The sequence below is a fragment of the Mesorhizobium sp. M7A.F.Ca.MR.176.00.0.0 genome, from assembly GCF_004023165.1.
Taxonomy (GTDB): domain Bacteria; phylum Pseudomonadota; class Alphaproteobacteria; order Rhizobiales; family Rhizobiaceae; genus Mesorhizobium.
This window is the reverse complement of sequence record NZ_RZTC01000226.1, coordinates 1-3,597: the sequence shown is the minus strand read 5'-3', so window position 1 is coordinate 3,597 and position 3,597 is coordinate 1. Positions and strand designations below refer to the sequence as shown.

The following is a 3,597-nucleotide window of genomic DNA, read 5'->3' as shown; positions in this document are numbered from 1 at the left end:
CTCCGTGTGGCAGTCGTCACGACGCTGGCCTGTTCGCTGCTGCTTCAGGCCGGCTCCTTCGGCCGCGTGCTCTTTCTGATCTGGCAGTCCTCTAGCCGCGCTCGTGGAACTCGCCACAGGGGCCAGCATGCCGATGGTTACAGGAAAGCTCGGGTACCAGTCGTCTCACTCTGATCAACTGCGGAATGCAATTTTCAGCTGTGTCCCGGCTTGGTCGAATGCCCAGCATGTGCTGCTGCTTTGATGCGCGGATGACAGGATCAGTGCTCAGACCCACACCAATTTTGGTCACCCTCTGATGACTGAGCTGATCGTATAGGGAATCTGTGTTCGGCTAACACGCGACCATACCCCTGGGCTGACCGGTGCGTAGCCGGTTCAGGTACTTTTTTGCTGGAGATAGCATGCTGGAAAAATTCGAACGTTATCCGCTCACCTTTGGACCCACGCCGATCGAGAGGCTCGACCGCCTCGGCAAGCATCTGGGCGACAAGGTGGAAATCTACGTCAAACGCGAGGACTGCAACTCCGGTCTCGCGTTCGGCGGAAACAAGCTGCGCAAGCTCGAATACATTGTGCCCGACGCGATCGCGTCAGATGCCGATACGCTCGTCACAATCGGTGGCGTGCAGTCCAACCATACGCGCATGGTCGCTGCGGTCGCCGCCAAGATCGGCATGAAATGCCTCCTGGTCCAGGAGAGCTGGGTCCCACATGATGATGCTGTCTACGACCGGGTCGGCAATATCCTCTTGAGCCGCATCATGGGGGCAGAGGTGCGCCTGGTTGACGAGGGCTTTGACATCGGCATCCGCCGCAGCTGGGAAAAGGCACTTTATGAAGTCAAGGCAAGGGGCGGCAGGCCATATGCGATACCTGCCGGCGCCTCTGTCCACAAATACGGCGGCCTGGGCTATGTGGGGTTCGCTGAGGAGGTGCGTGCCCAGGAAGAGCAGCTTGGGTTTGCCTTCGACTATATCGTCGTCTGTACGGTGACTGGTTCAACCCACGGCGGCATGCTCGTCGGGTTCGCCAAGGATGGTCGACAGCGCAACGTGATCGGTATCGATGCCTCCGCCATGCCCGCCAAGACCAAGGCGCAGGTGCTTGGCATCGCCCAAAATACAGCGAAGCTCGTCCACCTCGGAGCGGAAATTGTCGAGGCAGACGTGGTGTTGTTCATGGACTACGCGTACCCGGGTTATGGCGTTCCATCGGAAGAAACCAAAGAGGCAATCCGTTTGTGCGCGCGGCTCGAGGGCATGATTACGGACCCCGTTTACGAGGGCAAATCGATGCAAGGGATGATCGACCTCGTCCAGAGGGGCTTCTTTCCACAGGGATCGAGGGTCCTCTACGCACATCTAGGCGGCGCGCCGGCGATCAACGGGTACGGCTACACCTTTCGCAACGGCTGACGTTCGGCAGTCTGCGATTCCGCGGTCGCGCTCGAACGTGGGTAGGTAGCGTCGTTCGAGCGCTTGGCTGGAGAAGTGGAGGCAGCGACGGGCATCCACTAATTGGTACCATTACGTGCTGTCGGGGCTCAACGCCACGCGCATTGAGCGCATGCCGCCGTTGGCAACCGCGAGGCGAATTTTGACTCCGGGGCAAGAATCCACACGCGGCGGTGGCGGCACGAGGACCAAGCCGGCGAGTTCGCGCTTTCGAACTGGCGCCAAACTGCCACTGCTCGAGGACCGAGGCCAGTCTAATCACAGGCGAACCGTCCAAGCTCTCAAGAGTGATAGGGCGAAACCCGACAGCGGCAGAAGACATGTCGGGTTCACGACAATCGGCCGCATTTGGGCTCGTGGAGAATTTCAAAGCATTTCCCGCCGCTTACCGGAGCTGAGGGAATTGGCACCTCCGTTGCAGCTTGATGTGCGGCAACACGGTGAGAGCTTCGCTGAAGCAAGCCAGAGGGAGCGATGCCCTCGAGACCGTGTCCGATTTTGACTGGAAAATATTCCGCGACAAAAGAGACGAAAGGTGTGGAATGACTTTGGACACCAAGATGGAACTGCGTATGGGGTCCCCGGCTCCTGCGATCAAAGTGGAGAACTGGCTGCGTGGCGAGCCCCTCACGAACTTTCGGCCCGGCAAGGTCTACCTCGTTGAGTTTTGGGCGACTTGGTGCGGACCATGTGTCGACGCCATGCCCCATTTGATCGAACTGCAGGAGAAATATGAAGGCAGCGGATTTGAGGCGGTCGGAGTTGCCGCCTGCGAACAGGGTCCTACCGCAGACGAGGCGCGGACCAACGTGGATGCCTGGCTGACCGAGAAGTTCCCGAATCTGAATTATCGTATCGGGTTCGATTACATTGGCGAAATGAACAAGCTCTGGATGGATCCCAGCTCTTCGATTGGGATTCCCACCTCGTTCGTGGTCGACCGCGACGGCCACATCGCTTTTATCGGCCACCCGGCGGAACTCGATGACGTTTTGCCGAAAGTCCTTAACGGCAGCTGGCGCAGCAGCTATCAAGCGAAAGCCGCCGATGCAAAGCGCATCGCGCATAACCAACTTGCAGCGCGCGAAATGTCGCTTACCAGGCCGATATACGCCAAACTTGAGCCGGCGATGCAGGCCGAGGATTGGACGGCGGCGCTCTTGGCCATCGAAGAAGGCCTCGCCTTGATGCCAGACTCTTGTGAGTTCCGGCAGATTCATGCGGATCTTCTGCTTCACAAGCTGCGCGACATCAAGACCGGCATGCCGGTCATGCGAGAATTGGTCGAGGACGCGATAGACAAAACGTCCGACGCCGTGTCGTGGATGGCCTTGGCCCTCAACCAACTCTTCGATCCCACGATGGACAATTCCCATCTTCCGCGCGCGGAGCGCTTTGCGATGGGCAACGAGCTCTCGGAACAGATACTGGCACTCAATCCCCCGAACGGCGATGGCCCGTTTAAATACCGCCGGTACCTCCCGGTAGCTCAGTATTATTACGAGAGCGGCAACAAAGATCGCGCAATCGAGTTGATCGAGGTGGCACTGAAATCGGTGGACCGGCTGGGGCCAATTCCGGACCACACCAAACAGTACTATCTTACCCCATTGCTCCAAGCACTGGCCAACTACACGGGTGAGCCTGCCTGTCACGCGGATCTTTGTGTGGCTCCGCAAAACAAGGCACCCGAAACTAAAAACGCAGTCACTTCCTGAGCAAGAATCGCGAAGGGACTGACAATTGGAATTGAACACTGGCCAATCCGCCCATCGAGGCTCTCTTCGCAGCAAGTATGTCGATGCAGCAGGGCGGCGGCTTGCGGCAGGTTGGATTTCAATTGCGTTGACCACCGGTCGGATCGCGGCGCAGACGATGTGCGCCGCGGTGAAAGGTCTCGCACTGGTGGACGTGCTCGAGGTCGGCCACGGGACACTGTTGCGTGGGATCGGCTCGCCCAAGCCATTCGTCGGCCACGCAAGCCGACCCGGAGTGGGCATCGCAGGAAAAGGAAATCGTACCTCGAAGACGAAGACTGAAATGACGAACAACGAAATTCCTCCGGTTGGCCCTGCTGTCAACAATGACGACGAGGCCCTTGCTTCCCCGTTCGTCAAATGCCTCCTGCGGCTCATTCGTA

At 58.7% G+C, this 3,597-nt stretch carries 3 protein-coding genes and 1 pseudogene; all 4 read left to right on the top strand.

Features of this window, described 5'->3' with window-relative positions; genetic code table 11:
• Positions 1–6: 6 nt before the first annotated feature.
• A complete protein-coding gene (locus EOB59_RS34035) occupies positions 7–174 on the top strand; it encodes an exopolysaccharide production repressor protein (protein WP_245486880.1) in 168 nt (55 codons plus the stop codon).
• A 230-nt stretch (positions 175–404) separates the two neighbouring features.
• On the top strand, positions 405–1,418 hold the full coding sequence (locus EOB59_RS34030) for a 1-aminocyclopropane-1-carboxylate deaminase (RefSeq protein WP_024505903.1): 1,014 nt from the start codon (positions 405–407) through the stop codon (positions 1,416–1,418).
• 599 nt (positions 1,419–2,017) lie between these two features.
• The gene (locus EOB59_RS34025) at positions 2,018–3,175 is read left to right on the top strand and encodes a TlpA disulfide reductase family protein (protein WP_128290255.1); all 1,158 of its coding nucleotides are present in this window, start codon (positions 2,018–2,020) and stop codon (positions 3,173–3,175) included.
• A gap of 25 nt (positions 3,176–3,200) precedes the next feature.
• A pseudogene (locus tag EOB59_RS34020) lies at positions 3,201–3,597 on the top strand (hypothetical protein); the annotation flags it as partial.

Bases quoted from the DNA above. Each gene is read 5' to 3' on its own strand.
- EOB59_RS34030 (WP_024505903.1), top strand. From the start codon at position 405: ATGCTGGAAAAATTCGAACGTTATCCGCTCACCTTTGGACCCACGCCG.
- EOB59_RS34025 (WP_128290255.1), top strand. From the start codon at position 2,018: ATGGAACTGCGTATGGGGTCCCCGGCTCCTGCGATCAAAGTGGAGAAC.